We start from the raw sequence: 26,832 nt of genomic DNA, 5'->3' as shown, positions 1-26,832 counted from the left end.
GGATTGAGGACCGCATTGTCAGCATTGAACAACCCCATGTTCGTCCTATTGTGCGGGGCAAAGCGAAAGCACCAGTTGAATTTGGGGCCAAGGTGGTTATCAGTGTCATCGAGGGATACACCCTGATCGAACACATAAGCTGGGACAACTTCCATGAAGGCAACACATTGCAAGCCTCTGTCGAGGCTTATCGTGCCCGCTTTGGTTGCTATCCAGAAGCTGTGATTGCTGATCAGCTATATCGGACACGTGAAAACCGTCGGTATTGCCAGGCACGAGGAATTCGTCTGAGTGGACCACCCCTCGGTCGTCCTGCCAAAGAGGTCCAACCTGAACTTAAGAAACTGGCACGTCAAGATGCTTGCGAACGGAATAAAGCTGAAGGTAAGTTTGGTGAAGGCAAGCGCTGTTATGGACTTGATCGCATATATACTCGCTTACCAGAGACCAGTGAAACAGCGATTAGTTTACAGTATTTTACAATGAACTTATGGCACTGGTTACGCTCTCTTTTTGTCTTTTTTTGCTATATGGTTTTACTTACGTCTTCAAGAAAAAAATAGTCTACCAAGAAACTTAAATTGAGCAAGTTAAAACTTAAAAAATGAAACTTTTTCAGCAATCCCTATTTAGTTAATGATAACGTTCTTCAAACATTCGCTCGAGGGCTTCCTGCGCTTCGGCAAATCCTCGCAACTTTCGCCCTGCCCATTTCTCATTAAAATCTTGAATGGTCAAATACACGATTTTTTCAGCGGCTTCTAATTATGGATAGAGCATAAAAAACTGTCCCTCGATATATGTGACGGGACAGTTTTTTATATGTACAATCAACAATTGTAAATTTGCATAGTCGTCCAACTCTATTCAGAAATAAATAATTATTCTATAATGAATAAAAAGTATTGTAAAGGTTAAAAAAGGTTAAAACCAATCACAATGAAGCTTTGGGAATTATTTATTATTCAGTTTTGAATAAAAGGGTGAGAGGTACATGCAGCTGAAGGGGATGTATAAGGATAGAGGCCTGAAGGAATGGAGTATGGAAGAAGCTATTTTGTATTCATTGCAGGAAGATTTATTGGTGACAGATACGACTGGCAAAATCGTAAAAGTGAGTCAAGCGTGCGGAGCCCAGTACGGAACCGATTCGGAACAGCTGATCGGCCGCAATGTATATGATCTGGAGAAAGAAGGGGTGTTCAGGCCGGCAATCACACCGGAAGTGTTGAAAAGAAAGGAAAAAGTGACGCTGGTGCAAACCAGCCGGACCGGCAAGAAGCTGCTTGTGACAGGCATTCCAGTCTTTCATCCCTCCGGTGAGATTGTTTTCGTGGTCAGCTATTCCTATGATGTGACGGAACTGATCAAAATTAAGGAACATCTGGATGAAATGGAAGAAGAGATGGCCAGGGTGAAAAGTGAGCTGGCCTTGTTAAGGGATCAAACGCTGCGAGTAAATGGTTTGGTGGCGGAAAGCACAGCCATGATGCAAGTGCTAAAAGCAGCGAAGAAAGTGGCCGAAGTAGATGTTACGGTTTTGTTGCTAGGGGAGTCGGGTGTGGGAAAGTCCGCTATTGCCCGTTGGATTCATAAGCACAGCGCACGCAGAGACGGCCCGTTTATTGAGGTGAACTGCAGCGCCATTCCGGAGTCTTTGTTTGAGTCGGAGTTCTTTGGCTATGACGGAGGGGCGTTTACAGGGGCCAAAAGCAAAGGGAAGCCCGGTTTTGCCGAGCTGGCTCATGGTGGAACCTTGTTTCTGGATGAAGTGGGAGAGCTTTCATCTTTATTGCAAGTAAAGCTGCTTAAATTTATTCAGGAGCAACAATTTTACAGAGTAGGTGGGCGTAAGCCAATCTCTGTAGACATTCGCCTGATTGCGGCCACTAACCGGGATCTGGAGCAGGCTGTGAAAGAAAAACAGTTCCGGCAGGATCTCTTTTTCCGCCTCAATGTTGTGCCTATTCATATCCCCCCGTTGCGTGAACGTCCAGAGGACGTTTTAGCTTTGATCCGTTTTTTTGTGGATAAGTATAGTCGTAAGCACGGCCGTTATCGCCAAGTGGATGAAAAAGTGGTTCAACAACTGTTGGATCACCCTTGGAAAGGTAATGTGCGCGAACTTGAGAATCTGATTGAACGGCTGGTGGTTACTTCTTCTTCCTCTCTTATTAAGCTAGAAGACTTGCCGGAAAATTACCAGCGTTCTCAGACTGAGCCTGGTCTCATGGGCATTGAACATATGCTGGCTGAGCACAAACCTTTGCCGGCTATTTTGGAAGAAGTGGAAAAGCAACTGCTGTTAAAGGCCAGCCAAACCTGTCGTACAACGGTAGAAATGGCCCGTATGCTGGGCATAAGCCAGCCTTCTGTGGTAAGAAAATTAAAAAAGTATGGAATAAGGAAATGATTTTGGCACAGAATTTGCATGTTTAAGGGGTGAAAGGAGGAACTGTTCATGGCTGTCTATGAACCAAAAGATTCATCCCAATCCCCCCGCTTTACAGGACCGCGTACCTTTATGCGCCTGCCTTATAAAGAAGAGCTGGATGATAACATGGATTTTGTTGTCACCGGCATTCCCTTTGACACCGGTGCTTCGTTTCGGGTTGGGGCCCGGTTCGGTCCGCAGGCCATCCGGGATTTTTCCATCTTGCTCAGGCCCTTTAACGTAGAGCAAAACACGGCCATCTTTGATCTTGTTTCCGGAGTGGATTACGGAGACCTTGTCGTTGCTCCAGGGTACATTAAACAATCCTATGAGCGTATTGTGGAGCAGATGCTGCCCATTTTCAACAGAGGCATTATCCCCATTGCCATGGGAGGTGATCATTCCATTACCTTGGCTGAGTTGCGCGCCGCAGCTCAAGTGTATGGCCCATTGGCTTTGATCCAGTTTGATGCCCACAGTGATACTTGGGACAGCTATTTCGGTGAAAAGTATATGCACGGTACACCTTTTAAGCGTGCTGTGGAAGAAGAGATTATTGATCCCTCAGCTTCCATCCAGATCGGGATCCGCGGTCCCTTATATGATTCCACTGATTTGGAGGTCGCCCGCGAGCTGGGATTTGCGGTTTTCTCCAGTGAAGAACTGTTTGAACTGGGTGCCGGGCAGATGGTGGACATTATTCATGAACGGGTGAAGGATCGTCCTGTTTTCGTCACCTTTGATATTGATTTCTTTGATCCCGTGTATGCACCGGGAACAGGAACCCCAGAAGTAGCAGGGCCTTCTGTCCGGGACGGGCTGCACTTAATCCGGGGCTTGAAAGGTTTAAATATTGTCGGCTTTGATTGTGTAGAGGTGCTGCCTGCTTTTGATCCCAGCCAAATTACCGCTGCAGCAGCCGCCAATGTGATGTATGAAATGATCACCCTGGTGGCTATTAATCGCCGGCTTAATGCCGATAAAGCAGCCCAAATGCAGAAGCAAAAAGCAACGTAACCGCAGGACGTGCGTCAAAAGAGCTGAACCAGTAGGACATACTGAGTTAATGGTGATGGAGGCGACGGACAATGAAAACGACTCAATCCTGGTTGCAACTGGTCAGGGAGCGCGGGCGTCTTTTGGCTCCAAGTATGGCCAAGGATCACCCTAATTTGCCGGTGGTTAAGGCTGAAGGCTGCTACTATTATGGTGCGGATGGAAAAAAATATCTTGATTTCACCTCAGGAATTGCAGTGGAAAATGTGGGGCACCGTCATCCTAAAGTGGTAGCAGCGGTTAAAGCAGAAGCTGATCAGCTCTTACATGGTCCATCTGGCGTGATCATCTATGAATCCATCTTACGTCTGGCGGAGGAACTCGGCAAAATCACACCGGATGATCTGAATTGTTTTTTCTTCGCTAACAGCGGTACAGAGGCAATTGAAGGGGCTATTAAGTTGGCTAAGTATGTGACCCAGCGTCCGTACGTGATCTCGTTTCTAGGTTGTTTCCACGGGCGTACCATTGGTTCGTTAAGTGTGTCCACATCCAAAAGTAAGTATCGGCGGTTTCTTCAACCATCATGGCTCACCTATCAATTACCCTATCCGAATGTGCGTCAAACGCCCAGAGATATGGAACCGGATGTATATTGGGCGGATAAGCTGGAAGACGATTTTGCTACCCTGTTTAAACACCAGATTAGCCCTGATGAAGTGGCGTGTGTCATTGTGGAGCCGGTGCAGGGAGAAGGCGGTTATGTGGTGCCTCCCTGTCGTTGGTTAAGGCGATTAAGAGAAATTTGTGACCGGTATGACATCTTACTCATCTTTGATGAAGTACAAACCGGGTTTGGACGGACAGGGGAATGGTTTGCTGCTCAGACATTTGGAGTCAAGCCTGATATTATGGCCATTGCCAAAGGGATTGCGGCCGGTTTGCCACTGAGTGCCACAGTTGCCTCTGAAAAGTTGATGAAACAATGGCCACTCGGCACCCATGGAACCACATTCGGGGGAAATCCGCTGGCCTGTGCAGCGGCTTTGGCGTCACTAAAGGTGATGAAGGAGGAACAGCTTTTGGACAACGCCAAACAGATGGGGCATTATGCCTTACAAAAGTTGAGGCATATGCAGGAGAAATATTCCTCCATTGCCGATGTGAGGGGGATCGGATTAATGATCGGGATTGAAATACAAGACCCGGTGAGCGGCCAGCCGGACGGAAAGCGGGTGTTAAACATCTTGAACCGTGCTTTGCAATCAGGCGTATTGTTCTACTTATGTGGAAATGCTGGTGAGGTGATCCGGATGATGCCACCATTAACGATTAATCGCCAGCAGATTGACGAGGGGTTAAGGGTCCTGGAAGAAGCCATTACGGCTTGTGAGGTCAGAAGTGAGCCCTGATAAACAGGGCTCACACACCCATTAAGGAGGTAAAAAATGATGGAACCCAAAGAGATGACGCCTCAAATGTCAACACAGTCTAAAGAGACGGAATATTGGAAATTCATAATCCCTTCCATTTTTGGTATTTTACTCTTTCTGACACCTATTAAATATGAGGGTCAAATTACCATTGGTGTGGGAATCCTGGCCAGTTATGTTCAAAATCTGTTTGCTGATCACCTGTCTGAATTTATGGTTGTTGTGCTGGGAATGTCAGCTGTGCTTGGCATTTTAACCAAGGTATTTAAGCCTGCTTTGGTGCTGAACAGTCCCTTTTGGAAAGGATTGTTTGATGTTGGCCCCTTTTGGCTGGTGATGCGCATTTTTGGTTTCAGCTTCGGTGTGATGACCCTTTATCAAGTTGGGCCAGAGTTTATATGGTCAGATTATACAGGTGGTGTTGTCTTGTATGATCTTATTCCGGTTTTAACGACTTGGTTTCTGTTTGCCGGCCTGTTGTTACCCTTGTTGATTGAGTTTGGTTTAATGGAGTTTATCGGTACTCTGTTGCGCAGAGTGATGAAACCGTTGTTTACGCTTCCCGGACGTTCGTCTATCGATTGTTTGGCTTCTTGGATGGGAAGTGGAACGGTTGGTGTTTTGGTCACCATGAAACAATATGATGGCGGCTTTTACAGCCAACGGGAAGCGGCCGTCATCGCCACCAATTTTTCCATTGCTTCGATTGCGTTTAGTTTGGTGGTGATCAACTTTATAGGCTTGGGTCATATGTTTGTTCCATTTTATGTGACCGTCGTAGTGGCAGGGGTAATAGCAGCGATCATTATGCCCCGAATTCCTCCTTTGTCCCGTAAGGAGGATACGTATTATGAGCCAGTGGGCAAGCAAATTGATGAACAGGTCCCAGAAGGGGTCTCTTATGTCAAATGGGGGTTAGAGAAGGCACTAGAAAAAGCGGCCCAGGTTAAAAGTGCTGGAGAAATGGTCAAAAGAGGAATCGGCAATGTATTGGACATTTGGTTTGGTTTGTTGCCGCTGGTGATGTTTTTAGGTACGCTTGCGCTGATCATTGCTGAATATACCCCCATCTTTCACTATGTGGCTTATCCATTAATTCCAATTTTAAATCTCTTGCAAATTCCTGAAGCTGCTCAGGCTGCCCAAGCCCTGGTGGTTGGTTTTGCCGATATGTTTCTCCCGGCAGTGATAGGCAGCGGCATTGAAAGTGAACTGACCCGCTTTGTAATTGCCTGTCTGTCCCTGACACAGTTGATCTATATGTCAGAGATCGGGATTTTGATTTTGCGCTCTAATCTCCCTGTTACTTTTCTGGATCTGGTCATCATCTTTATTGAACGAACCTTGATCACTCTTCCGGTTGTGGCCATAATGGCTCATGTCTTCTTTTTCTAAATAGTTCGCAAATTAAATTTCCGTCAGGAGGGATAGCATGAACCGTTATACCCAAATAATTCATCCGATTCCGGGTCCTAAAGCGAAAGAATTGTTAGATAAGCGTAACCGCTATGTAGCCAGGGGTGTAAGCAACAGTGCGCTTACCTTTGTAGCTCAGGCCGAAGGGGCTTTAATTACCGATGTGGACGGCAACCGGTTTATCGATTTTGCGGGTGCAATTGGCACCTTAAATGTAGGCCACTGTCACCCGAAGGTGAAGGAAACGCTCCATGACCAAATTGACCGGTATATTCATACCGGATTCAACGTGATAATGTATGAGCCTTATATTGCCTTGGCGGAGAAATTGTGTCAGCTGGCTCCCGGAGAGCATGAGAAAAAAGTGCTGCTCTTAAACAGCGGCGCTGAAGCGGTGGAGAATGCTGTTAAACTGGCCCGGAAATATACGGGCCGACAAGGGGTTGTTTCATTTACCCGTGGCTTTCATGGCAGAACGTTGATGACAATGACCATGACCAGTAAAGTGAAACCTTACAAGTTTGGATTTGGACCGTTTGCCCCAGAGGTGTATAAAGCTCCTTATCCGTACCCGTATCGCCGTCCGGACGGGATGAGTGAAGCCGACTATGAAGAATGGATGTTAGCGTCATTTGAACAGTTTTTGGTGGCAGACGTTGCTCCTGAGACCATTGCCTGTGTGGTCATGGAACCCGTTCAGGGTGAGGGAGGCTTTATTGTACCGGGCAAACGTTTTGTCCAGGGAGTTTATAAGCTGTGCCAAAAGTATGGCATTGTCTTTGTGGCCGATGAGATTCAAACCGGTTTTGGACGTACCGGACGTTATTTTGCTATGGACCATTTTGAGGTAGTTCCTGACTTGATTACCGTCTCCAAATCATTAGCTGCCGGGCTGCCCTTAAGCGGTGTCATTGGACGCAAGGAGATAATGGATGCAGCAGAACCGGGAGAGTTGGGGGGAACGTACAGCGGCAGTCCGCTCGGTTGCCAGGCCGCTTTGGCTGTTTTGGAAATTATTGAACAAGAAAAATTAAATCAACGCGCGGAAGAGATCGGAGCACAGGTGCTTGAACGCTTCAAAGCGTGGCAGGAGCGGTTTGAATGTATCGGTGATGTTCGGGGTCTTGGGGCCATGTGCGCCATAGAGCTGGTCAAGGACAGAAAAACGAAGGAACCGGACAAAGCACTGACCGCCCAAATTGTTGCTGAGGCCAACCAGAGAGGTGTGCTCACCTTAAGCGCTGGATTGTACAGCAATGTGTTGCGTTTACTTATGCCCCTTGTTATTACTGATAATCAGCTGCAGGAAGGGCTGACGATTCTGGAGGAGAGTATTGCCGCGGCTGTAGGAGGGAAGCAGTATGTCTAAACAAACTGCTCAGTTTAACCGTGTGCTGACACGGGCTGATGTGTTGTTTCTGGCCTTTGGGGCCATGATTGGCTGGGGCTGGGTGGTTCTGTCGGGAACCTGGATCCTTTCTGGGGGAACCCTGGGGGCCATGCTGGCTTTCCTGATCGGCGGTGTCATGGTCGTCTTTGTCGGTTTAACCTATGCTGAACTAGCCTCAGCCATGCCCCAGGTAGGAGGAGAACACATTTATGTTTTACGGGGGCTAGGGGCAAAGGCTTCCTTTGTTGCCTCCTGGTCCATTGCTTTGGGATATATTTCTGTGGTCGCCTTTGAAGCAGTGGCTTTGCCCACAGTAATAGAGTACCTTTTCCCAAACTATCAGGTGGGTTATCTGTGGACCATTACCGGTTGGGATGTCTACTTCTCCTGGGTCATTGTGGGGATGGCCGGCTCTGTTTTTGTCACCGTGATAAACTATATGGGTATTAAGCCGGCAGCGATCGTGCAGATGGTGCTCACTTTAATTTTAGCTGTAGTTGGATTAATGCTCATTTTTGGTTCCTCAGTCAACGGGGATGCTGCTAACTTGCAACCTCTGTTTGTGGGAGGCGCGGCCGGAATCATGGCTGTGGCCATTATGACCCCGTTCATGTTTGTCGGTTTCGACGTGATTGCGCAAGCGGCTGAAGAAATGAATATTCCTTTTAAGTCGATTGGCAAAATTTTGATTGTGGCGGTATTGTGTGCTGTAGCTTGGTATTTGGCTATTATTTTTGGGGTAGGTATGGCCTTAAGTCCAGATAGTCTGGAAAATGCCTCGCTCGCTACTGCGGATGCCATGGGGGCAGTGTTCGGTTCTGAATTGTTTGCCAAAATCTTGATCTTGGGTGGTATTGCCGGAATTATGACCAGCTGGAATGCGTTTATCATTGGGGGGAGCCGCGTCATTTATGCTATGGCTAAATCTGGTATGCTTCCGGCCTGGCTGGGACATTTGCATCCCAAGTACAAAACTCCCTCCAACGCCATTTTGATGATTGGTATTTTGGCCACGCTCAGTCCTTTGCTGGGGCGGCCTATGCTGGTCTGGCTGGTGGATGCGGGCGGATTAGCCATTGTGATGGCCTATTTCATGGTGGCGCTGGCTTTTCTAGCCTTGCGCAAGAAAGAACCGGAGATGGAGCGCCCGTTTAAAGCCGGCCGTTCTACAGTGATTGGCTGGATTGCCCTTGTGTTGAGCTTCGGGTTTATTCTGCTCTATTTGCCTGGCATGCCTTCCGCTTTGGTTTGGCCCTATGAGTGGTTGATCATTGTCGGCTGGTGGATCTTGGGGATTTACTTTATGGTGAACATGAACAAAGGTAAGTATGTGGAATCACCGGAACAGTACCTCAACATGAACATTAAACGTTAACAAGAATTCATGATCCATCCTTCTGTCTTTTATTAACTGTCGGATCATTTGGTATAATAAAAAAACAGGTAATATAAGTATAAACCAACAGAAAGGATGATGATGATGCCAACCCGGACACCGGTTGAAGGACAGTTATATATTGGCGGAAAGTGGCGCGGACAGGAGTTGGACAAAATTAAGGTTTATAACCCGGCCACTGGGGAGCTGGTCGGAGAAGTGCCTAAGGCAGGGGCCAAGGAGACAGCCGAAGCGATTGAAGCGGCCCACCAGGCTTTTGAATCCTGGTCCTCCTTAACAGCCCATGAACGCTCGGCCTATTTGGAACAGTACTATCAGCAAATCATGGTGCATAAAGAAGAACTGGCAAGGCTGATTACCTTGGAAATGGGCAAACCGCTGCCTGAGGCCCAAGGCGAAGTTGTCTATGCCGCTGATTTTATCAAATGGTTTGCTGAAGAGGGCAAGCGGATCTATGGGCGCACCATTCCATCCCATTTGCCTCACAAGCGGATGCAGGTCTGGAAACAGCCTGTAGGCGTGGTGGCAGCCATTACGCCCTGGAATTTCCCAGCGGCCATGCTGACGCGCAAACTGGGCCCGGCTTTGGCGGCAGGGTGCACAATGGTGATCAAACCTTCCGGTGAGACGCCGCTTACGGCGGTTAAACTGATGGAACTAGCTGAAAAAGCAGGTATTCCTGCTGGAGTGCTTAATCTGGTGACCGGCCCTTCCAGCGTGATTGCCCAAGAAATCATGACCAACCCCAAAGTGAGAAAAGTGACCTTTACCGGCTCAACTGAGGTCGGGAAAAAATTAATTGAACAAAGTGCCGGACAAGTGAAAAAACTTTCCCTGGAGTTAGGCGGACACGCCCCAATTATTGTGTTGGACGATGCTGACCTGGATCAAGCAGTGGAGGGTGTCATCGCTTCCAAATTCCGCAATACCGGCCAAACGTGCGTGTGTGCCAACCGCATTTACGTCCAAGCAGGAATCTATGACACCTTTGTCGAAAGATTAGCAGAGAAGACGAAGCAATTAAAAGTGGGCAACGGTTTTGAAACAGGGGTCCAAATCGGGCCGCTGATTAATCGCGAAGCTTATGAAAAAGTAGAAAAACATGTCCAAGATGCGGTAGCCAAAGGCGCGCAAGCGGTGGCTGGCGGGTTTGGTTTTACAAGAGAAAAGGCTTATTTTTACCAGCCAACGGTGCTCAGGGATGTCCATCATGGGATGCTGGTGATGAAGGAAGAAACCTTTGGACCTGTTGCACCGGTGCAAAAAGTGGACACAGAGGAGGAAGCGGTCCAGCTGGCCAATGATACCCCTTACGGACTGGCCGCTTACCTGTTTACCCAAAATGTGGCTCGGGGTATCAAAGTGGCAGAAAAGCTGGAGTACGGCATTGTGGGCTGGAACGATGGTGTCCCGTCGGCTGTGCAGGCGCCGTTTGGAGGCATGAAGGAAAGCGGTATGGGACGGGAAGGCGGTTATGAAGGCATCGAAGCTTTCCTGGAAACCAAATATGTGGCCATTGGCTTATAGGGGGGATACCGGTGAAGCTGGCTTTTGTGGGGCTGGGCAATATGGGCCTGCCCATGGCTAAGAATTTGGTCAAGGTGTATGATACCGTTTATGGTTTGAACCGCAGCAAAGGAAAGGAAGAGCTGTTCGCCCAGGCAGGAGGAAAGGTGGGTCTCTCCCTGCCCGAACTAGCCCAAACAGCAGATGTGATCATGACCTGCCTGCCCTTGCCGGAAGATGTGCACAACGTCTATTTTGCAGATGACGGCATCCTGGCCAATGGACATCCAGGATTGGTGGCCATCGATTTCAGCACTGTTTCCCCGGATCTCAGCCAGAACATCTATGCAGCAGCTTCAGAGAAAAATATCGACTTTTTAGATGCCCCCATCAGTGGAGGCCCTCCAGGTGCAGAGGCGGGAACATTAAGTATTATGGTAGGTGGCAAAGAAGAGGTTTTTGCCAAAGTGAAGCCCGTGCTTGAGGTGATGGGCAAAAACATTTATTATGTGGGCCCGAGCGGTTCGGGCTCCGCGGTCAAATTGATTAACCAGCTTATGGTGGGCATCCATACCCAGGCTGTCAGCGAAGCGCTGGTGTTGGCCAAAGCGTTGGGCTTGCCTTTTGACAAGGTGTTTGACATCTTAAATAACAGCTTTGCCCAAAGCCGCATTTTTGAGCGTCACTATACCCAGTTTATTGCCAAGGATAATTACGAGCCGGGGTTTGCCCTGGAGCTGCTCCACAAGGACACCAATCTGGTGCAAGAGCTGGCGGAGAAAAAGAATCTGAACTTGCCAGTCGGCCAGCAGGTCAATGAGCTGCTCAGGGAAGCCAAATCGAGCGGCTATGCTACAGAAGATATGTCCAGCATGTATAAATTTATCCAGGGAAAAAATAACCAGTCATTATAATGAGAGGGGTGGCAGCATGAAATATTTTGCCGTGTTTTTGCCCATGAAAGATCAGGAAAAAAGCCAAACTTACCGGCCAGAGCACCTGGCTTATCTGGAAAAATTAAGAAAAGAAGGTAAAATCATCGCCAATGGGCGTTTCACTGACGGGACAGGAGGATTGGTCATTTACAAGGCCGTTTCACTGGAGGAAGCGAAAAGCTATGCCGAGAATGACCCCTATGTGCTTCACGGCGCCCGCGGTTGTGAGATCCATGAATGGGAAATGGTCAGCGATGTGTTTCCTAAGGACTGAGGCCAGATGAAACAGGTTGTGGACCGTTCACTGGCCTATGCCGGACAGCATCCCTATATCTTGCTGGTTTTAGCCCCCTTGTTTTGGGGCAGTAATTTTGTACTGGGACGGGTGATTGTGCAAACCGTCCCGCCTTTTCATTTTTCGCTGATCCGCTGGCTGTTGGCCTTTATGATTTTCTTGCCGTTTGCCTGGCAAGAGCTTTGGCGGCATTACCGGTTGTTCCAGCAACATTGGCTGCTGATACTCTGCCTGTCTTTGACAGGTATTGCCGGATTTAACACCTTGCTTTACATTGCCCTGCAATATACCACGTCGATCAACGCCACGCTGGTGAATTCAACGGCGCCCTGTTTATCATCGGCGGGGTGCTGCTGGTCTCAAATTCCAGGTGAAGAGGAGGGATAAGACTGTCACCGGTGTTGACTTATGTTTTATTGGTGATAGTGATGCTGATCTGGGGGCTGAATGTTGTGGCCCTCAAACTCTTGGTTGAAGCTTTCGCTCCGGTAACGATGCAGGCTGTCCGCATTTTTGTGGCCGGAGTTTCTTTATTTATCGTGCTCTATTTTCTTAAAGATTTACGCTGGTTAAACAAAAAGGAATGGGGTTACACGCTGCTGGCCACCGTGTTTGGAGTGGTTGGCCATCATTCATTTTTGGCTCTGGGGCTGGCCCAAACTACCGCTTCCAACGCTGCCCTTATTCTGGGCATGCTTCCCCTGACGACATCTATTCTGGCCATGATCTTTCTGCATGACCGGATGACTTGGTTAAGATTGTTGGGCATTTGTTGCGGTTTTATCGGGGTCGCGTTTGTGGTGTTGCAAAACAATGGAGGACTGGGGACGATTTCCACCGGGGATCTTTTTATTTTGCTGGCTATGGCTTCCCAGGCATTCAGCTTTATTTTGATCAAAAAGGTGACGGCTACCCTCTCAGCCGGTGAAATGACCGCTGTGATGCTGTTAGCGGGTTCTGTGATGTTATTTGCTTTTAGCTTATGGGTGGAACCCCATGGCTTGGACACATTCAGTCAAGGGTCATGGTGGATTTGGCTGGTCTTTTTTGCTTCGGCCATTATTGCCACTGCACTGGGTCATGTGCTGTTTAACATGGGCATCAACAAAATCGGAGCAGGCCAGGCGGCTGTTTTTAACAATCTGGTCCCTTTTTTTGCCTTGGTCAGTGCTTTTCTGTTTCTGGGTGAGCCCCTGCTATTGTCTCAAATATTTGGCTTTATCTTTATAGCGTCGGGTGTTTTACTGGGTACCGGTTATGTGGATGAAAAATTGAAGCGCGCTAACCTGATGGTGCATAGTCAAAGCAAGCCACCAGTCTCCATTCACGATCAGATAGAGGCCCAAGATCAGCATAAGGCTAAGAGCGATTCTGTTTAACCCCCGTATGGGCCAGATAGGCAACCGCTTCAAAATGGTCCTCATCCACCAAGTGGCGTGAAAGTTTGGAACCAGCATAAGCAGCAGCAAAGCTTAGCGGAATGGTCATTATGCCTGGGTTGTTAAGGGAGATCCAACCGCCAGTGTTGAATCCGCTAAACAGTTCACTCAAATGGGGGCTTAACACCAAGAATCCAACGGAAGAAATTAATCCGGTCAGCATGGCGCAAACAGCCCCAACGGCTGTAAACTTGCGCCAATAAATGGTCAACAGCAACACAGGAAAGTTAACCGAAGCAGAGATGCAAAAAATAAGTGAGACGATGACGGCAACATTCAGCCTTTGCAGACCAATAGAGAGTACAATGGACAGGGTGGCCACGCCGATGGCGGCGCATTTGGCCACCCACATTTGTGCCCTTTCCGTGGCATATCCCCGGCACAACACATGCCGGTAAAAATCATGGGCAAAGGCCGTTGAAGCGGCGATCACCACTCCGCAAACCACGGCCAGGATTGTGGCAAAAGCAATGGCAGCAATAAAAGCCATCAGAAAATCACCACCCAGGGTATAGGCCAGCAAGGGCACGGCCATATTTCCTGAGGGATCAAGGGCCAGCAAACGTTCGTAGCCGACGATGAGGACCGCCCCAAAACCAAGCAGAATTGTCATGAAGTAGAAGAAGCCCATCACAAACGTGGCCGAAATGACCGATTGCCGTACGGCAGGGGCGTCTTTAACGGTTAAACAGCGGATCAAAATATGGGGTAAACCGGCGGTGCCGAAGATTAAAGCCAGATTTGCACCCCGGTCAACTGACTTCCTGCCGCATAGTATTCATGGGTCGATGATGTTTTCTTGGCTGCCCAGTATGTAATGAGAAGCGTACCAACAATGATGGCCACAAAAAAGACAAAGGCGGTTATATTCATGGCTGCTCCCCTTCCGACTCCAGCTTTTTCATCAAATAATAGTAAAAAATAGATACTCCGCCAATCATGACAAACTGGGACAAGGCCATCACCCAGGCCAGTGAGAGCGGTCCCATAACCGTAACGGACATCACCGAAGGAGCCAGAATGATCAACAGCGGAAGGGAGATAAAATATAAAAAGAAAAATAAGGTCAAGGTTACTTGCCACCGTTTTTTCCGCTCCATCATGCTCAAAAAATCCCCCTTTAAGGAAACAATGGTCACCTACGCATAGGTCTTGCGGCGTTGGCTAAAAATATGGACGTCTAAAATTTATTTAGGGAGGAGCATTCCCTTTTGACTAAGCAACATTTGACCGGGTGGACCGTTATGGCCATTGCTTCCATTCCAATGATTATGACGCTTGGCAACTCCATGTTGATTCCCATTTTACCACAGATGCGCTCTGCCTTAGATCTCACGCAATTTGAGGTCAGCCTGACCATTAGTGTGTTTTCGATTGCCGGAGCGGTCTTTATTCCTGTTTTCGGCTATTTATCTGATCATTTTTCGCGCAAAGCTGTGATTATTCCTGCTTTAATCCTGTATGCCCTGGGTGGCCTTTTAGCAGGCATTGCCCCCCTGTTGTTTGCCGGCAAAGCCTACACTTTGATCTTGGGCGGTCGGATTATGCAGGGCATAGGTGCGGCTGGTACCACACCGATTGCCATGGCGTTGACTGGCGACCTGTTTAAAGGGGCACAAGAGAGCAAAGTATTGGGGTTAATTGAGGCCTCCAATGCGTTTGGCAAAGTGATTTCCCCCATTCTTGGAGCGGTGTTGGCACTTATATTCTGGTATGCGGTTTTTTTTGCCTATCCACTTTTTAGTCTCTTCTCTCTGGTCTTAACCTGGATTTTTGTGAAAGAGCAAGCCAATAGAGCAGCTGCCCTTCCTTTTGGCCAATATTTGAAAGGGCTGCTGACGGTTTTTAAACATGAGGGACGCTGGCTGTTTAGCACGTATTTGGCCGGGGCTGTCTGTCTGTTTACCTTGTTTGGCATCCTCTTTTACTTATCTGATGTGCTGGAAAAAACATACGAGGTAAACGGAGTGCTGAAAGGAAGTGTACTCGCGATTCCCCTGCTGGTCATGCTCACCACAGCTTATCTCACAGGAAGTTTGATTAAGGAAAATCAACAGTTAATGAAATCCTTAATTGTAACAGGCCTGATGCTGATGACGGTTTCGTTCGCCTTGCTGGTCTTCTTTACCAATCTGTATCTATTTATGGGTATTCTATTATTGAGCAGCGTGGGGACAGGTATGGTGCTGCCTTGCCTCAACCGTTTCATTACCGGTGCGGTGGGCAAGGCCCGCCGGGGGTTTGTCACTTCGTTGTACGGTTCGGTCCGCTTTTTGGGTGTTGCCCTTGGCCCTCCTGTTTTTGGCTGGTTGATGGCTTGGTCACGGACAGGCATGTTTTTGGGTACGGCAGGCCTCACATTGCTTACGGCACTGCTGATTTTATTTACTGTTCGTGTGGCTAAAAAAGAGACTGCGGAAGAACCGAGAAGCACACTGTTTAAAAAAATCCAACCTGTTGAGTAACCGGTTGTAACCACTTGTAAGGAGGACTTGGCATGGAAATTTATCTTTCCCCTGAACTTGTCACCGAAGACGCCCATATTTTAAATGTCGTGAACCATAAGCACGAGGCGGTGGGCTATCTCACCTTCATCGTCAACCAACAGAAAATGTATGTGTTGGGCCATTGCCAGGCTGATGGAGTTGCTGAAGATTTTAAGGATGTGATTAAACCTTATATTAACGGCATGTCCAAACTGAAGCCCGACCTGGATGTATATATGACGTTATGTGTTGGAGGCCGGGAGATGAACCTGGAGGAAGAACAAAAGTCATAAGCGTGGTCAATAGGCACCTTTCCTGGGCGGAATGAATACCTTATTTCCAGACGCTATGGAAATGAGGGATTGCTGTTATGGAGTATCTCCTTCACATTCTGGAGTTAGAATCTTTGCTTATTCTTGCCTGCGGCGTATTGCTGGGGATTTTAGTGGGAGCTTTGCCTGGTTTAACACCCACAATGGGTGTGGCGTTGTGCATCCCGTTTACTTTTTCATTGCCACCTGATTATGGGTTGTTGCTCTTGGGAGGCATTTACTGCGGCAGTGTTTATGGCGGAGCCATCCCTTCCATCTTGTTTAATGTCCCGGGCGCACCGGCTTCTATCGCCACAGCCATGGACGGTTATCCGCTGGCCAAAGCTGGCCAGGCCAGGCAAGCTTTAGAGTTGGCCACGATCTCTTCTGCCATTGGCGGAATGTTTGGCATGGTATTGCTCCTGCTGTTTGCCCCTAAGCTGGCTGTTTTTTCTTTGCAGTTTGGTCCGGCACAAAGCTTCTGGTTGGCCGTGTTTGGCCTGTCGGTTATCGCCGCGATCTCATCTGGTTCTTTGCTGAAGGGTCTTGCCGGCGCAGGAGTAGGCATTTGGTTGTCCTTGATTGGCATCAGTGTGTTTAGCGGAACCCCCCGCTTCACTTTTGGCCTGGAGTCGCTTGTGGGGGGCATTCATGTTGTGAGCATGTTGATCGGGCTGTTTGCGTTCCCCCAGGCCCTGCGGCTGATTGAAAAGTTGATTCGCGAAGGGGAGCAAGTGCAGGATAAAGTGCTCACAGGCCGGTCTTCAGTTTGGCAATCTTTTAAAGTGGTGTGCCGGCATCCGAAGGCGCTGGGGATTGGCAGCGTCATCGGTGCCCTGGTGGGAATTTTGCCTGGAGCGGGGGGCAATATGGCCAGTCTGGTCGCATATAACGAAACCCGCCGTTTTTCACGTGATAAAGAGCGCTTTGGTACCGGACACAAAGAAGGCTTAATCAGTGCGGAAAGTGCCAATAATGCCATGGTGGGTGGTTCACTCATTCCTCTACTTATGCTGGGGATTCCCGGCTCTCCTACGGCGGCTATTTTTTTGGGCGGCTTATTAATTCACGGGATTTGGCCAGGGCAAAATTTGTTTGTGGAACATGCCGGAGTGGCTTATTCGTTTTTGTATGGCATGCTGTTGGCTCAAGTGATATTGCTGGTCCTGGGGTTAGCCTCCATTGGATTAGTAAGTAAACTGGCCTATATTCCCCGCTATTTTATGGCACCTGTCATTTTATCCTTCAGTATTATCGGGGTCTATGCCACGCAAAACAACCTCTTTGATGTATATGTCATGGTTGTCATTGGCCTGGGGATGCATGTGCTGGCTAAGTTCGGTTTTTCGCCAGCCCCCATTGCACTGGGGTTTATTTTAGGTCCCATAGCCGAGGTAGGGCTGTTGCAGGGCTTGCAAATCGGCCAGGCAGAGGGTTCAGCCATCTTGTATTTTGTCAGTGGAACATGGAATATGGTCCTGATCAGTCTGATCTTACTCACCCTGGCCTTGTCGGTCTGGAAAGTCCGGCCGTCCCACCCTGTGGCCCATGCTGAGGGGCAGGCTGGTGAAGCGTCCTGGTCTTTTAAACGGCAGAAGCCATGTCAGCGGTACCGGCTGATGTTTGGGTTGTTTGCGCTGTTTATCAGTGTGGTGTGCCTGCTCATGCCGGTGTTGGGCTTTTATATGCAAGTGTTGTTGTTAATGGTGTCTGTTCCACTGTTTGTCTATCTGTATACACACAAACAGGCTGATTATTTACGCATTCTTGTGGTCTCTGCCTCATTTACCCTGGTGCTGTACCTCGTCTTTGGCGCTTTAATCCGTGTGCCGCTGCCTGCAGGTTTGTTTAGCGGATGGTGATCTTCTCCAACAGTTCAGAATATAGGGTTTGGCGGTGTTTAAACTCTTCCAGCAGATCGGCACGGTTCATAATGAGTAAGTCAGCCCCCGCTTGAGCCATTTCCTTTTGGAAATCTTCATCATGCAGTAGGTTCAGGAGATCCTCTTCCAGTTTAGCGATCACTTCGTCTGGTGTGTCCGCCTTGGCAGCAATCCCCCGGTCCGTACTCATGATTACAGAGGGATACCCTAGTTCAGCAAAGGTAGCCACTTCCGGGGTGTATGGATGCCGCTCTTCTGTCGCAATAGCCAAAATACGTATTTGGTCCCCTTGGCGATACATATCCGACAGATTGCCAGAAACGACTTGGATATGCCCACCCAGCAAGGCTGCCAAGGCATCAGCTGCGCCGTTAAAGGCCACATCTTCAAACTGGACTGCTGCTTCCTGTTCCAATAAAAGGATGGCCAGGTGTTGACCGACAAATTTTCCGGCATGTCCGATGGTAATCGTACCAGGTGATTGGCGGACGGCGTCCAGTAAATCCTCCAATGATTGGAAAGGACTGTCATTTCTGACGGCAAACACAGTGGGATCCCAGCCCCAGTTGACAATGGGTTCGAAGGTATCCAGCTGATAAGCCGTTTCCCAAACCATCGGTTGTGTAATCACATGGGGTAAATTATAGGCGGTGAGGGTATAGCCGTCTGGGTCAACGGAGGCAAAATAGTTCCAACCCACCTGGCCGCCGCCCCCAGGCCGGTTGACAATCACCATTTCTTGGCCGAGATATTGGTTAGCATATTTGGCCAATATCCGTGCTTGTGTATCAGTGGCTGCTCCGGGAGAGTAGGACACAATCAATTGAATCGCCTTGCGGGGATAGGCTGAAGTGTCTGTTTCACCTGCACAGCCCGCCCAAGCAAACACCATACTCGCGCTGAGCAACACCAACAAAATGGGGAATCGTTTTTTCATCTCAGTTCACCCTCCTCTGTTTGAAGATATGCTCAAGAGGAGGGGAATATATGTTGTCCTTGTCAGCGTCTGCGCCAGGCCAGAGCGGTGAAAAAAGCCAATAAGCGGCTAACCAGATCGGCTTTATAGATCAAGTCGATGATACGGGTGGACAACCACTGGCAGAGGAGGGCCAGAACAATAATGCTCCATTCAATGACCACTGCTGTAATCAGAAAGATGGTGGCATTGATCCAAAACATCACTTTGCCGGGTGCATAGCCTTTATAAATGGATATAATCAGGGCCAAAATCACCATGCCGCCGTTGGTAGCCCCCTGCCGGAGCAGCAGTCCGACCCCCAACCCAAACAGGAGGCTTCCCCACAGCAAGTCCAGCCACAAATAGACGAAAGGCCAATGGAAATAACCAGAGGACAGATTGATGGTGACAGAGGCCACGGAAACAGCGTACATGGTGCGTATGGCACTGGTATAGCCCAGCCATTTCATGGCCACGGAAAGCAAGCCAAAATTAACAACCCACAGGGTGTACTCAAAGGGGATCGCCAGCAGGTATTGCATCAGGACTGCAATAGCCGCCGCTCCACCGGAAGGGATGGCATGGGGAAACAGAAAAACAGCCATAGCCAGTCCTTGCATAAGACCACCAATGGTTAACAGGCCATAGGTTCTCACTTTATTCATTTTTCTGTTCTCTCCCGGAAACAGAATGGGGTGCTTAAGGTTGTCTCTTTTATTTAAATGTATGATTGGTGGTCCATGTTATGCCCCATAAGTACATGATACCCCGTCAGGCAAACTGTTCCTGCTTCTGCTCTAAAGCCTGTATCAAATCACCCCAGGTACAGATGCCCCGGTCAAGACAGTGTTCGATCAGCCGGGTTAACAGATAAGCGCTGGTTAAGGCATCTCCCACTGCAGTGTGTCGCTTGAAGCAAGGAACTTGCCAGTTTTGGGCTAACTCTTCCAGTGACTTTAGGCTGGCTGAGGGGTTGAACAGACGCACGAGATGCACCAGCTCAAGGCTTGGCGGCCTGTCAAAGGCATACTGCTTCCGCTTTAACTCTTGCTTTAACACCGTCAGGTCAAAGCTGAGGTGAAAGCCGGCCCAACCCGCTCCTTCAAAGCGGTTCAAAAATTGAAAAAACCGCTCAATGGCTGTCACAGCATCGGGTGCCCCATGCACATCCTCTGGCTTGATCCCGGTTAGCTTTTGGATCGGTTGTGGGATCTGGCACCCGGGATTTACCCGTTGGTGAAAAATGTGATCTGTCACCTGATTGTCCTGGACAATGACCGCCCCCAACTCCAGCAAGCGGTCCTGACGGTGAACAGCCAAGCCGGTCGTTTCCGTATCGACCACCGCAAACGATAACTGCTCAAGCGGTGTAGACAAGGGTACAGGTTGTATAAAATTAAAAGGCAGTTTCTTGCGCTTCCAAAACATAGGCTCACATCCCAAAATGAATCAACATCACCAGCTGCTCAATTTTCTCCACTGGCGTCCCCTCATAGACCCCATGGGACAGGGCCAAAATGTGCAAAGCATGATGGAATGGGAATAACGCTTCTTTCTTTAGATCAATCTCCTTTTTAGCTAACCGGAAAAAAGCACGGATAGGATGATGCAAAGCAGGTACAGATTGTTCCCTTTCAAGTGCTGCCATACGGTACAGAAACACACTGGACCGTTTCAATTCCTGCTTAACGAGGGCTAAAAACTGTTCATAAAGCTGCTGGCCTCCTTGTACCAAGCGGAAGGAAAGAAAATTGTGTGCCTTAATCAATGTGGTATTGGTGGTGTGCAAGGTCCACTTCCGCAAGACTTGCTGCCAATAGGAGAGTGAACCTCTCCAAGCAGGATTAGTGGCCATCATCCCACCTTGGCAGCGGCTAAAACCAGCCTGCTCTAAATAGCCGACCACTGCTCGGGTCAGTTGGGCAAAATATTGCCTGGTCTTCTCCTGTTCTTCTTTGGTCAGGTGCTCAAGGTCCTGATAGACCAGAAAATGGTCCTGATCGGTCAGCAAAAACTGCTCTTTCCGCCCTGAACTGCCCATGTGAAACCAGCAATAGGGAACTGGCGGTTCTCCCAGCCCTTCATTCTCCAGGTCTGATTCGGCCAGCCGGAGGCAATGTTGCACCAAGCGGTCATATAAAGTGGTGAGCACATCGGTGATATGGATGGCTGGCAAACCATCCTGCAGCAAGCTGGCAAAGACCAAGTATATCCCCTCTTTGATTTGACTTAGCTGACTGGCCTCCGCCTTTTCAATGGCTTGGATAGAATCAAACAAACCGCGGTTTTTCTTGCGCATCAGGTCAGCAAGGGTTAACATGCCGATTACCCGGCCGTTTTTGGTGACGGGCAAGTGTTTAATGTTTTCCGTTAAAAATATGGCCAAAGCTTGGTAATAATAGCTGTCACTGGTGATGGTCAGCGGGTTGGGGCTCATCCACAAACCAACCGTGGATCCCTGCACCTGATGTTCAGCTGCCATTTGCCTGACCAGACTGGCGGAGCAGGTAATGGCGCACTTCTTCATCCGGCCACCGTTTTTCCAGTACATGAAAAGGAATTTCCAGGCAGTGGGTGGGTTCAATACTTCTCACACCCACGTTGTGCTGGCTGTTGACATGGGGCGGTTCACCGAGAAAATGGGCAATGGAAGACAGACCGATCAGATCCCCAGCCTGTAAAATTTCCAATACCTCTTCCTTGGCAGCGGTTGGCCCTGAGACGAAAACTTCGACGCTTCCTTCCAGAATCAATAACAAACTTTCCCGCTCCGTTTTGGAATGGAGCACCATCTCTTGCTTGTCATAGGATAACAATTGGCAGTGGGCTATCAACTGCTCAAAAAGGGTATCATCCACTCCCTTGAACAGGGGGTGGTGACGGATGAGGTTGATATACCGTTCGTTAGGCGGATGGTTTGCTGCCGTCATTGATCCACACTTCTCCATCACGGTAAGTCATTTGCTCAGGGTAACGGAGATCCAGCACCTCTTCTTGCACCTTGGCAGACGGAGGCGAGGTCAGTTTGGAAACCACATAAGTGACTATAAAATTAACCGGTACAGCGAAGATACCAGCGCCGGTATCGATCACCCCAAAGAGGCTAAAGCCGAAATACCGGGCGGCAATGATATAGGAGATGGAGATAACAAGTCCCGATAACATCCCGGCTATGGCCCCTGCCGCATTGGCCCGCTTCCACCATACCCCCAACACCAACACAGGGAAGAAAGTGGCTGCTGCAATAGAGAAAGCCCAAGCGACAATCTGTGTGATCACACCTGGCGGATCAAGGGCAATCAGACCGGCGATCACTGTGGCAACAGCAATGGAGATGCGGGCCATTCTCAGCCGTTTCTGATCACTGGCTTGCGGGTTGATCAACCGGTAATAGATGTCATGGGCAAAGGAAGAGGAGATGGTAATCAGCAAACCCGCAGCAGTAGACAGAGCTGCTGCCATGGCACCTGCGGCCACCAGGCCGACCACTAAGACACCCAGATTGGCAATTTCAGGGGTGGCCATGACCACAATATCATTACTGATGACAATCTCTTCCCATTGCAAGATGCCGTCATTGTTCAAATCAGCGATTTGCAGCCGTCCGGTGTCTATCCAGGGCTGGGTCCAGGCTGGCAAGTCATCCAAAGGACGGCCGGCCACCTGGGTCATCAGGATAAAGCGGCTAAAGGCAGCATAGGCCGGAGCAGACAAATATAGCAAGCCGATAAAGAACAGTGCCCAAGCCCCGCTCCAACGGGCGGCTTTCATGGTGGATACGGTGTAAAAGCGGATAATCACGTGGGGCAAGGCAGCTGTCCCGGCCATCAGACAAAACATCAGTGCCAAAAACTGAGCCTTGTTGGTTTGTTGAAAGGGGGCAAAATATTCACTCAGCCCCAGCTCCCGGTCCAGTTCCCCCAGTTTGGTGACAATATCCCCGTAAGTCATCCAAGGTAAAGGATTGCCAGTAATCTGCAGGGAGATAAAAATAACGGGAATCAGATAGGCGGTAATCAGCACGATATATTGGGCCACCTGAGTCCAGGTAATCCCCTTCATCCCGCCAAAAGTAGCGTAGATGGCAATCACGACGATGCCGATGAGCGTGCCGATCTTGGCATCTATTTCAAATAGACGGCCGATCACCACACCGGAGCCGGACAGCTGGCCGATAATGTAGACGAAACTGATAATCATGGTGGCTACCGCCGCAATGACCCGTGCCGTATGACTTTCAAAACGGTCACCAATAAATTCCGGCACCGTATAGCGGCCGTATTTGCGTAACTGGGGGGCCAAAAGGAAAGTGAGCAACAGATAACCGCCGGTCCAGCCCATAATATAGGCCAGGCCGTCATAGCCCAGGATCATGACCGTTCCGGCCATGCCAATAAACGAAGCGGCACTCATCCAGTCCGCGGCGATGGCCATCCCGTTCCACATGGGGGGGACGCCGCGGGAGGCCACATAGAAGTCAGCGGTTTGGCGGGATCGCTGAAAAATAGCGATACCGATATATAAAGCAAATGAAGCTAGAATAAAGGCCAGAGAAACCCAAAACTGTACATCCATCAGCGGCGCATACTCCTTTCATCTACCATTAATGATCTAGTGTTTTGCCAGTGCTGATCCGTTCGTTGGCGGTTTCGTCTATCCCGTATTGCTTGTCGATCCGGTCGCTGACAATGGCATTGACAAATAACAGCACGATAAACACAACAATGGCGCCCTGGGCACCCATAAAATAGTGGAAAGGCATGCCGTTGACCGTAAAATGGGTCAAGTGTTCAGCAAACATGACCACGCCGAACGAGACAGCGAACCAGATGATAAAGTACAAAATAATCAGACGATAACGAACCCGAAAATAGGCGTCGGCAACCTGCTTCTCTATTTTTCGCATGGGCAAACCTCCTTTGCAGATCATCTGTCAACGCGTGTAGACATCAGTCTGCTTTAACAGCCAAAGGGCTGAAGTTTTCACTAACGCAAACTGAATATAAAACGCATCGTTTCCATAAAGCCTAACGGGACCATGGCCACTTGCCAGAGGAAATAAAGGGTAAACAGAACAAATGGCGTGGCTAAAATGAAAGGTTTCTTGTACTTGAAAGCCAGCACAAATGAAATCAGGGCAATGGACACAAAGATATAGACCAACTGACTCCCCCTTTCGCAACAGGATTGATGGCAAGCTGTCTTAAGTTGATGCATCCTCTGTGAAACCAGGTATTGAAAGCGTTTTCTGAGTGTGTATTTTATTATAGTTGTCAATATTCTGTATAGGTTGGATTTTAGTCTGAGATGCACCATGCCTGTGATAAAATGCATACTTGGCGTGATGAAATGCAAAAACAGCTCCCTTGTCAGGAAGCTGTTTGGCTTGCTATATTTGTAAGCGTTTGAGCAATTCTTTGGCAGCCGTGCGGCTGACCGGAATCTTGGTTTTAGGGTGATGCTCCAAGGTTAGGTTATATGCGCCGTTAAACCAGGGGGTAATTTCCTGTACATAGTTAAGATTAACCAAATAACTGCGGTGGGGCCTGAAAAAATTGTAGGGACTCAGTTTTTCCTCCAGTTCCTGTAACGTCAGTTTAGAGGTATAAGTCTTGGTAGCCGTATGGATTTTTAACTGGCGGTCTTCCCGCACCACATACAGGATTGAAGCAGGATCAACCACAGCCATTCGCTCGCCGTCATCAATTAACAATTTGCCTACCCGCTGGGGATGGTCAGCCGAAGCCAATGAGCCATTGGCGGAGGGGGATTGTTGTGTTTGTTGTCGTCTCCTGTGTTTGATTTCGGCCCGGATACGGTTGACGGCTTCTTCCAGGCGTTCCTCTTTGTAAGGTTTTAACAGATAATCAATGGCCTGAAGGCGGAAGGCTTCAACGGCATAATGATCGTAAGCGGTGGTAAACACAATCAAAGGCGGTTCTTTGCGGGCTCTGAGCTGTTCGGCCACAAACATGCCCTCCAACTCTGGCATTTGAATATCCAGAAAAACAACATCAGGTTGTGTTTGTTCCAATTGTTCCAGCACTTCTTTGCCATTGCTCACACTGGCCACCAGTTCAAGATCGGAAAAGCGGCTCAACAAGTAGGCCAGCTCTTCCCGGGCCAGTTTCTCATCCTCGGCAATCATCACTTTAATGGACATGCTGTTCACCTCCCTTTGCCTCCGGTTTAGACCCCGCTTCCTGTTTGGGAATGACAAACGAAATATGGCATCCCTGATCGGCCTTGTTGCGAATACGCAGGGCAGAAGACTCGCCCAGCAAAGTGATTAGGCGTTGGTTCACGTTATACACGCCGATACCGTTACCTGCCTCATGGGACAAAGGGACTTTTCCCAGTTTGTCAAGTAAACCGGGTTTGATTCCTGTGCCGTTATCTTCCACCGACACCTCAACGTGATCAGCCTTATCTTTGATGTGGATTATTACTCTTCCCCCTTCCGGTCTGTTTCTTAAGCCGTGTTGAATGCTGTTTTCCACCAGGGGCTGCAGGGTGGAGGGGGGCAGGTAAACAAGAGGCAGGTTTGAATCCGTTTTCACTTCAATGCAGAGTTGGTCAGCAAAACGAGCATGAATAATGTCCAGATAAGTCTGCAAGTGTTCCAGTTCCTGGTTTAGCGGAATAAGGGTTTGGGATTGGAGCTTTAAATTGGTGCGCATGTATTGGGCGAGTTGAAAGGTCACCTTGCGGGCTTCGGCCGGGTTGGTGCGGATGAGTGAGACGATGGTATTCAGCGTGTTAAACAAAAAGTGGGGATTGATTTGTGCCTGCAAACGTCTCAGCTCGGCCTCGCGTATCAGCTCTTTCATCCGTTCTGCTTCCGCCAGGTGCAACTGGTTGGATATCAACTTGCCCAGCCCCTGAGCAAGGACAATGTCAACGGCACGGATCTGCTGGGGACGTTTGTAGTATAAGGTGATCAAGCCGGCCATCCGTCCGGCCTGATGGAAGGGCACCAAGATAGCTGCTTTTAAGGGACAGCGCGGGTGCGGACACTCCATCTCGTCCTGGTCCATGATCACTTGCACATGGCCACTGTAGAGATCCAGTTTGTCCTTCACCGGACCGAGCGGCACATTGACCGGATGATGATCGGCTCCAAGTCCGATATGGGCCAAAATATGCTCTTCGTCAGCCACAGCGACAGCAGCCGGCTGCAGCTCATTCATGAGTAAATGGGCCGTGATGTGGGCCGTTTCTTGATTCAACCCCTGTTTGATATAAGGCAGCACTTTGTCGGCAATTTTGAGCGCCCGTTCCGTTTCTACCGCCTGTGCTTGCTCTTTTTCGGTTAATACCGCCCGCATCATGGTGGTAAACACAGCAATAGCCAAACTATTAGCTACAACCATGGGAATGCCCATATGGTTGACCAGCCGCACCGCTTCTTCGTGGGGGGTGGTAAAGACAAGAATAAAACACATGGTCAGAATCATGGCAAACATACCGATAAACAACGATTTGGCCGGGGAGATGATCCGCTCGTCAGAGAAAAAACGGGCCGCACCGCCAGCCAACAGACCCACAAAGGGAGCAGCTACGGCATAAGCCTGACCGGTCATGCCCCCCATCACAAGGAGGAACAAACCGGTCAGACATCCTGCACCCAACCCGACCACCGGGCCGCCCAATAAACCGGCCATCACCACCCCGACATTGCCAGAATGGGCCAGGGCCACATGCGGCTCAAATACAGGCCACCACATGGGGTAGAGCATTTCGCCGTCAGCAATGGAAATTCCGGCCATGACCCCGCCAATGCCAAACAAACCGAAAAAGAGAGAGTAGGTTGTGGCGGTTTTCCAATTCAATTCCCGTTCCAAGAGATACTGGATAGAAGGCATGCGCGTTACCATGAAAGCGGCGATTAAAAGCATGCCGATGCGCTCAAACAGACCAATGGTCAAAATATCCACTTTAAGAGGCTCTCCCC

General features: G+C 49.1%; 28 protein-coding genes and 1 pseudogene. 15 read left to right on the top strand and 14 right to left on the bottom strand.

Annotated features, from left to right (window positions below; translation table 11 throughout):
- Positions 1–563, top strand: a 563-nt coding sequence (locus tag IEW48_RS04025; RefSeq protein WP_188622679.1) for a transposase, incomplete at its 5' end; no start/stop codon positions are given.
- A 70-nt stretch (positions 564–633) separates the two neighbouring features.
- Here IEW48_RS04025 and IEW48_RS04020 read toward each other — a convergent pair.
- A pseudogene (locus IEW48_RS04020) lies at positions 634–765 on the bottom strand (IS256 family transposase); the annotation flags it as partial.
- 229 nt (positions 766–994) lie between these two features.
- Between IEW48_RS04020 and IEW48_RS04015 the strand changes: the two are divergent.
- The 11 genes from IEW48_RS04015 to IEW48_RS03965 all read left to right on the top strand — a co-directional run bounded on the left by IEW48_RS04015 (position 995) and on the right by IEW48_RS03965 (position 13,180).
- The gene (locus IEW48_RS04015; RefSeq protein WP_229703932.1) at positions 995–2,413 is read left to right on the top strand and encodes a sigma-54 interaction domain-containing protein; all 1,419 of its coding nucleotides are present in this window, start codon (positions 995–997) and stop codon (positions 2,411–2,413) included.
- 48 nt (positions 2,414–2,461) lie between these two features.
- On the top strand, positions 2,462–3,451 hold the full coding sequence (speB, locus tag IEW48_RS04010) for an agmatinase (RefSeq protein WP_188622678.1): 990 nt from the start codon (positions 2,462–2,464) through the stop codon (positions 3,449–3,451).
- A 71-nt stretch (positions 3,452–3,522) separates the two neighbouring features.
- Positions 3,523–4,842 (top strand): aspartate aminotransferase family protein, encoded by a 1,320-nt coding sequence (locus tag IEW48_RS04005; protein WP_188622677.1) that lies wholly within the window; start codon positions 3,523–3,525, stop codon positions 4,840–4,842.
- Between the two features lie 36 nt (positions 4,843–4,878).
- Complete coding sequence (locus tag IEW48_RS04000; RefSeq protein ID WP_371874813.1) at positions 4,879–6,258, top strand: YjiH family protein; 1,380 nt, start codon at positions 4,879–4,881, stop codon at positions 6,256–6,258.
- Between the two features lie 37 nt (positions 6,259–6,295).
- Complete coding sequence (gene gabT, locus IEW48_RS03995) at positions 6,296–7,648, top strand: 4-aminobutyrate--2-oxoglutarate transaminase (protein ID WP_188622676.1); 1,353 nt, start codon at positions 6,296–6,298, stop codon at positions 7,646–7,648.
- Entirely contained in the window at positions 7,641–9,044 is a 1,404-nt protein-coding gene (locus IEW48_RS03990) for an APC family permease (RefSeq protein WP_188622675.1), read from the top strand. The genes gabT and IEW48_RS03990 overlap by 8 nt, the downstream gene beginning before the upstream one ends.
- 102 nt (positions 9,045–9,146) lie before the next feature.
- Positions 9,147–10,592 (top strand): NAD-dependent succinate-semialdehyde dehydrogenase, encoded by a 1,446-nt coding sequence (locus IEW48_RS03985; RefSeq protein ID WP_188622684.1) that lies wholly within the window; start codon positions 9,147–9,149, stop codon positions 10,590–10,592.
- A gap of 41 nt (positions 10,593–10,633) precedes the next feature.
- Positions 10,634–11,485, top strand: coding sequence for an NAD(P)-dependent oxidoreductase (locus IEW48_RS03980; RefSeq protein WP_229703934.1), 852 nt, complete (start codon positions 10,634–10,636; stop codon positions 11,483–11,485).
- 16 nt (positions 11,486–11,501) lie between these two features.
- Positions 11,502–11,780, top strand: a complete 279-nt coding sequence (locus IEW48_RS03975; protein ID WP_188622673.1) for a YciI family protein — start codon at positions 11,502–11,504, stop codon at positions 11,778–11,780.
- Positions 11,781–11,786: 6 nt separating this feature from the next.
- Entirely contained in the window at positions 11,787–12,188 is a 402-nt protein-coding gene (locus tag IEW48_RS03970) for a DMT family transporter (protein WP_188622672.1), read from the top strand.
- Between the two features lie 11 nt (positions 12,189–12,199).
- Positions 12,200–13,180, top strand: a complete 981-nt coding sequence (locus IEW48_RS03965) for a DMT family transporter (RefSeq protein ID WP_188622671.1) — start codon at positions 12,200–12,202, stop codon at positions 13,178–13,180.
- Here the strand turns inward: IEW48_RS03965 and IEW48_RS03960 are convergent.
- The 3 genes from IEW48_RS03960 to IEW48_RS03950 are packed head-to-tail and all read right to left on the bottom strand — an operon-like array spanning position 13,161 to position 14,343.
- Positions 13,161–13,940: a solute symporter family protein gene (locus IEW48_RS03960; protein WP_229703931.1), complete on the bottom strand. Its 780-nt coding sequence runs from the start codon at positions 13,938–13,940 to the stop codon at positions 13,161–13,163. The two genes, IEW48_RS03965 and IEW48_RS03960, sit on opposite strands and share 20 nt — an antisense overlap.
- Positions 13,941–13,969: 29 nt before the next feature.
- The gene (locus tag IEW48_RS03955; protein ID WP_188622670.1) at positions 13,970–14,113 is read right to left on the bottom strand and encodes a hypothetical protein; all 144 of its coding nucleotides are present in this window, start codon (positions 14,111–14,113) and stop codon (positions 13,970–13,972) included.
- Positions 14,110–14,343 (bottom strand): DUF485 domain-containing protein, encoded by a 234-nt coding sequence (locus tag IEW48_RS03950; protein ID WP_188622669.1) that lies wholly within the window; start codon positions 14,341–14,343, stop codon positions 14,110–14,112. Before IEW48_RS03950 ends, IEW48_RS03955 begins: the two co-directional genes overlap by 4 nt.
- A 141-nt stretch (positions 14,344–14,484) precedes the next feature.
- On the opposite strand from IEW48_RS03950, the gene IEW48_RS03945 reads away from it, so the two are divergent.
- From IEW48_RS03945 to IEW48_RS03935, 3 genes are all read left to right on the top strand, one after another.
- On the top strand, positions 14,485–15,705 hold the full coding sequence (locus tag IEW48_RS03945) for an MFS transporter (RefSeq protein ID WP_188622682.1): 1,221 nt from the start codon (positions 14,485–14,487) through the stop codon (positions 15,703–15,705).
- 32 nt (positions 15,706–15,737) lie between these two features.
- On the top strand, positions 15,738–16,019 hold the full coding sequence (locus IEW48_RS03940) for a hypothetical protein (protein ID WP_188622668.1): 282 nt from the start codon (positions 15,738–15,740) through the stop codon (positions 16,017–16,019).
- Between the two features lie 77 nt (positions 16,020–16,096).
- A complete protein-coding gene (locus tag IEW48_RS03935) occupies positions 16,097–17,899 on the top strand; it encodes a tripartite tricarboxylate transporter permease (protein ID WP_188622667.1) in 1,803 nt (600 codons plus the stop codon).
- Here IEW48_RS03935 and IEW48_RS03930 read toward each other — a convergent pair.
- From IEW48_RS03930 to IEW48_RS03885, 10 genes are all read right to left on the bottom strand, one after another.
- Positions 17,886–18,857: a tripartite tricarboxylate transporter substrate binding protein gene (locus tag IEW48_RS03930; protein WP_188622666.1), complete on the bottom strand. Its 972-nt coding sequence runs from the start codon at positions 18,855–18,857 to the stop codon at positions 17,886–17,888. The two genes, IEW48_RS03935 and IEW48_RS03930, sit on opposite strands and share 14 nt — an antisense overlap.
- A 62-nt stretch (positions 18,858–18,919) precedes the next feature.
- On the bottom strand, positions 18,920–19,543 hold the full coding sequence (locus IEW48_RS03925) for a YitT family protein (RefSeq protein ID WP_188622665.1): 624 nt from the start codon (positions 19,541–19,543) through the stop codon (positions 18,920–18,922).
- 106 nt (positions 19,544–19,649) lie between these two features.
- Positions 19,650–20,306 carry a 3'-5' exonuclease gene (locus tag IEW48_RS03920; RefSeq protein ID WP_188622664.1) on the bottom strand — a complete coding sequence of 219 codons (657 nt, stop codon included), beginning with the start codon at positions 20,304–20,306 and terminating at the stop codon, positions 19,650–19,652.
- A 4-nt stretch (positions 20,307–20,310) separates the two neighbouring features.
- Positions 20,311–21,429 (bottom strand): DUF294 nucleotidyltransferase-like domain-containing protein, encoded by a 1,119-nt coding sequence (locus tag IEW48_RS03915; RefSeq protein ID WP_188622663.1) that lies wholly within the window; start codon positions 21,427–21,429, stop codon positions 20,311–20,313.
- Positions 21,350–21,808 carry a cyclic nucleotide-binding domain-containing protein gene (locus tag IEW48_RS03910; RefSeq protein ID WP_188622662.1) on the bottom strand — a complete coding sequence of 153 codons (459 nt, stop codon included), beginning with the start codon at positions 21,806–21,808 and terminating at the stop codon, positions 21,350–21,352. The genes IEW48_RS03915 and IEW48_RS03910 overlap by 80 nt, the downstream gene beginning before the upstream one ends.
- Positions 21,783–23,453 carry a sodium:solute symporter family protein gene (locus IEW48_RS03905; RefSeq protein WP_188622661.1) on the bottom strand — a complete coding sequence of 557 codons (1,671 nt, stop codon included), beginning with the start codon at positions 23,451–23,453 and terminating at the stop codon, positions 21,783–21,785. Before IEW48_RS03905 ends, IEW48_RS03910 begins: the two co-directional genes overlap by 26 nt.
- 28 nt (positions 23,454–23,481) lie before the next feature.
- Positions 23,482–23,784, bottom strand: coding sequence for a DUF4212 domain-containing protein (locus IEW48_RS03900; RefSeq protein ID WP_007504218.1), 303 nt, complete (start codon positions 23,782–23,784; stop codon positions 23,482–23,484).
- Between the two features lie 80 nt (positions 23,785–23,864).
- Entirely contained in the window at positions 23,865–24,041 is a 177-nt protein-coding gene (locus IEW48_RS03895; RefSeq protein WP_188622660.1) for a hypothetical protein, read from the bottom strand.
- 226 nt (positions 24,042–24,267) lie between these two features.
- Complete coding sequence (locus tag IEW48_RS03890) at positions 24,268–25,041, bottom strand: LytR/AlgR family response regulator transcription factor (RefSeq protein ID WP_188622659.1); 774 nt, start codon at positions 25,039–25,041, stop codon at positions 24,268–24,270.
- A complete protein-coding gene (locus IEW48_RS03885) occupies positions 25,031–26,815 on the bottom strand; it encodes a LytS/YhcK type 5TM receptor domain-containing protein (protein WP_188622658.1) in 1,785 nt (594 codons plus the stop codon). Before IEW48_RS03885 ends, IEW48_RS03890 begins: the two co-directional genes overlap by 11 nt.
- Positions 26,816–26,832: the final 17 nt, after the last annotated feature.

It is taken from the genome of Caldalkalibacillus thermarum, from assembly GCF_014644735.1.
In the GTDB taxonomy this organism is placed as follows: domain Bacteria; phylum Bacillota; class Bacilli; order Caldalkalibacillales; family Caldalkalibacillaceae; genus Caldalkalibacillus; species Caldalkalibacillus thermarum.
Note: the sequence above shows the minus strand (reverse complement) of the source record. Positions and strands in the feature narration are given on the sequence as shown.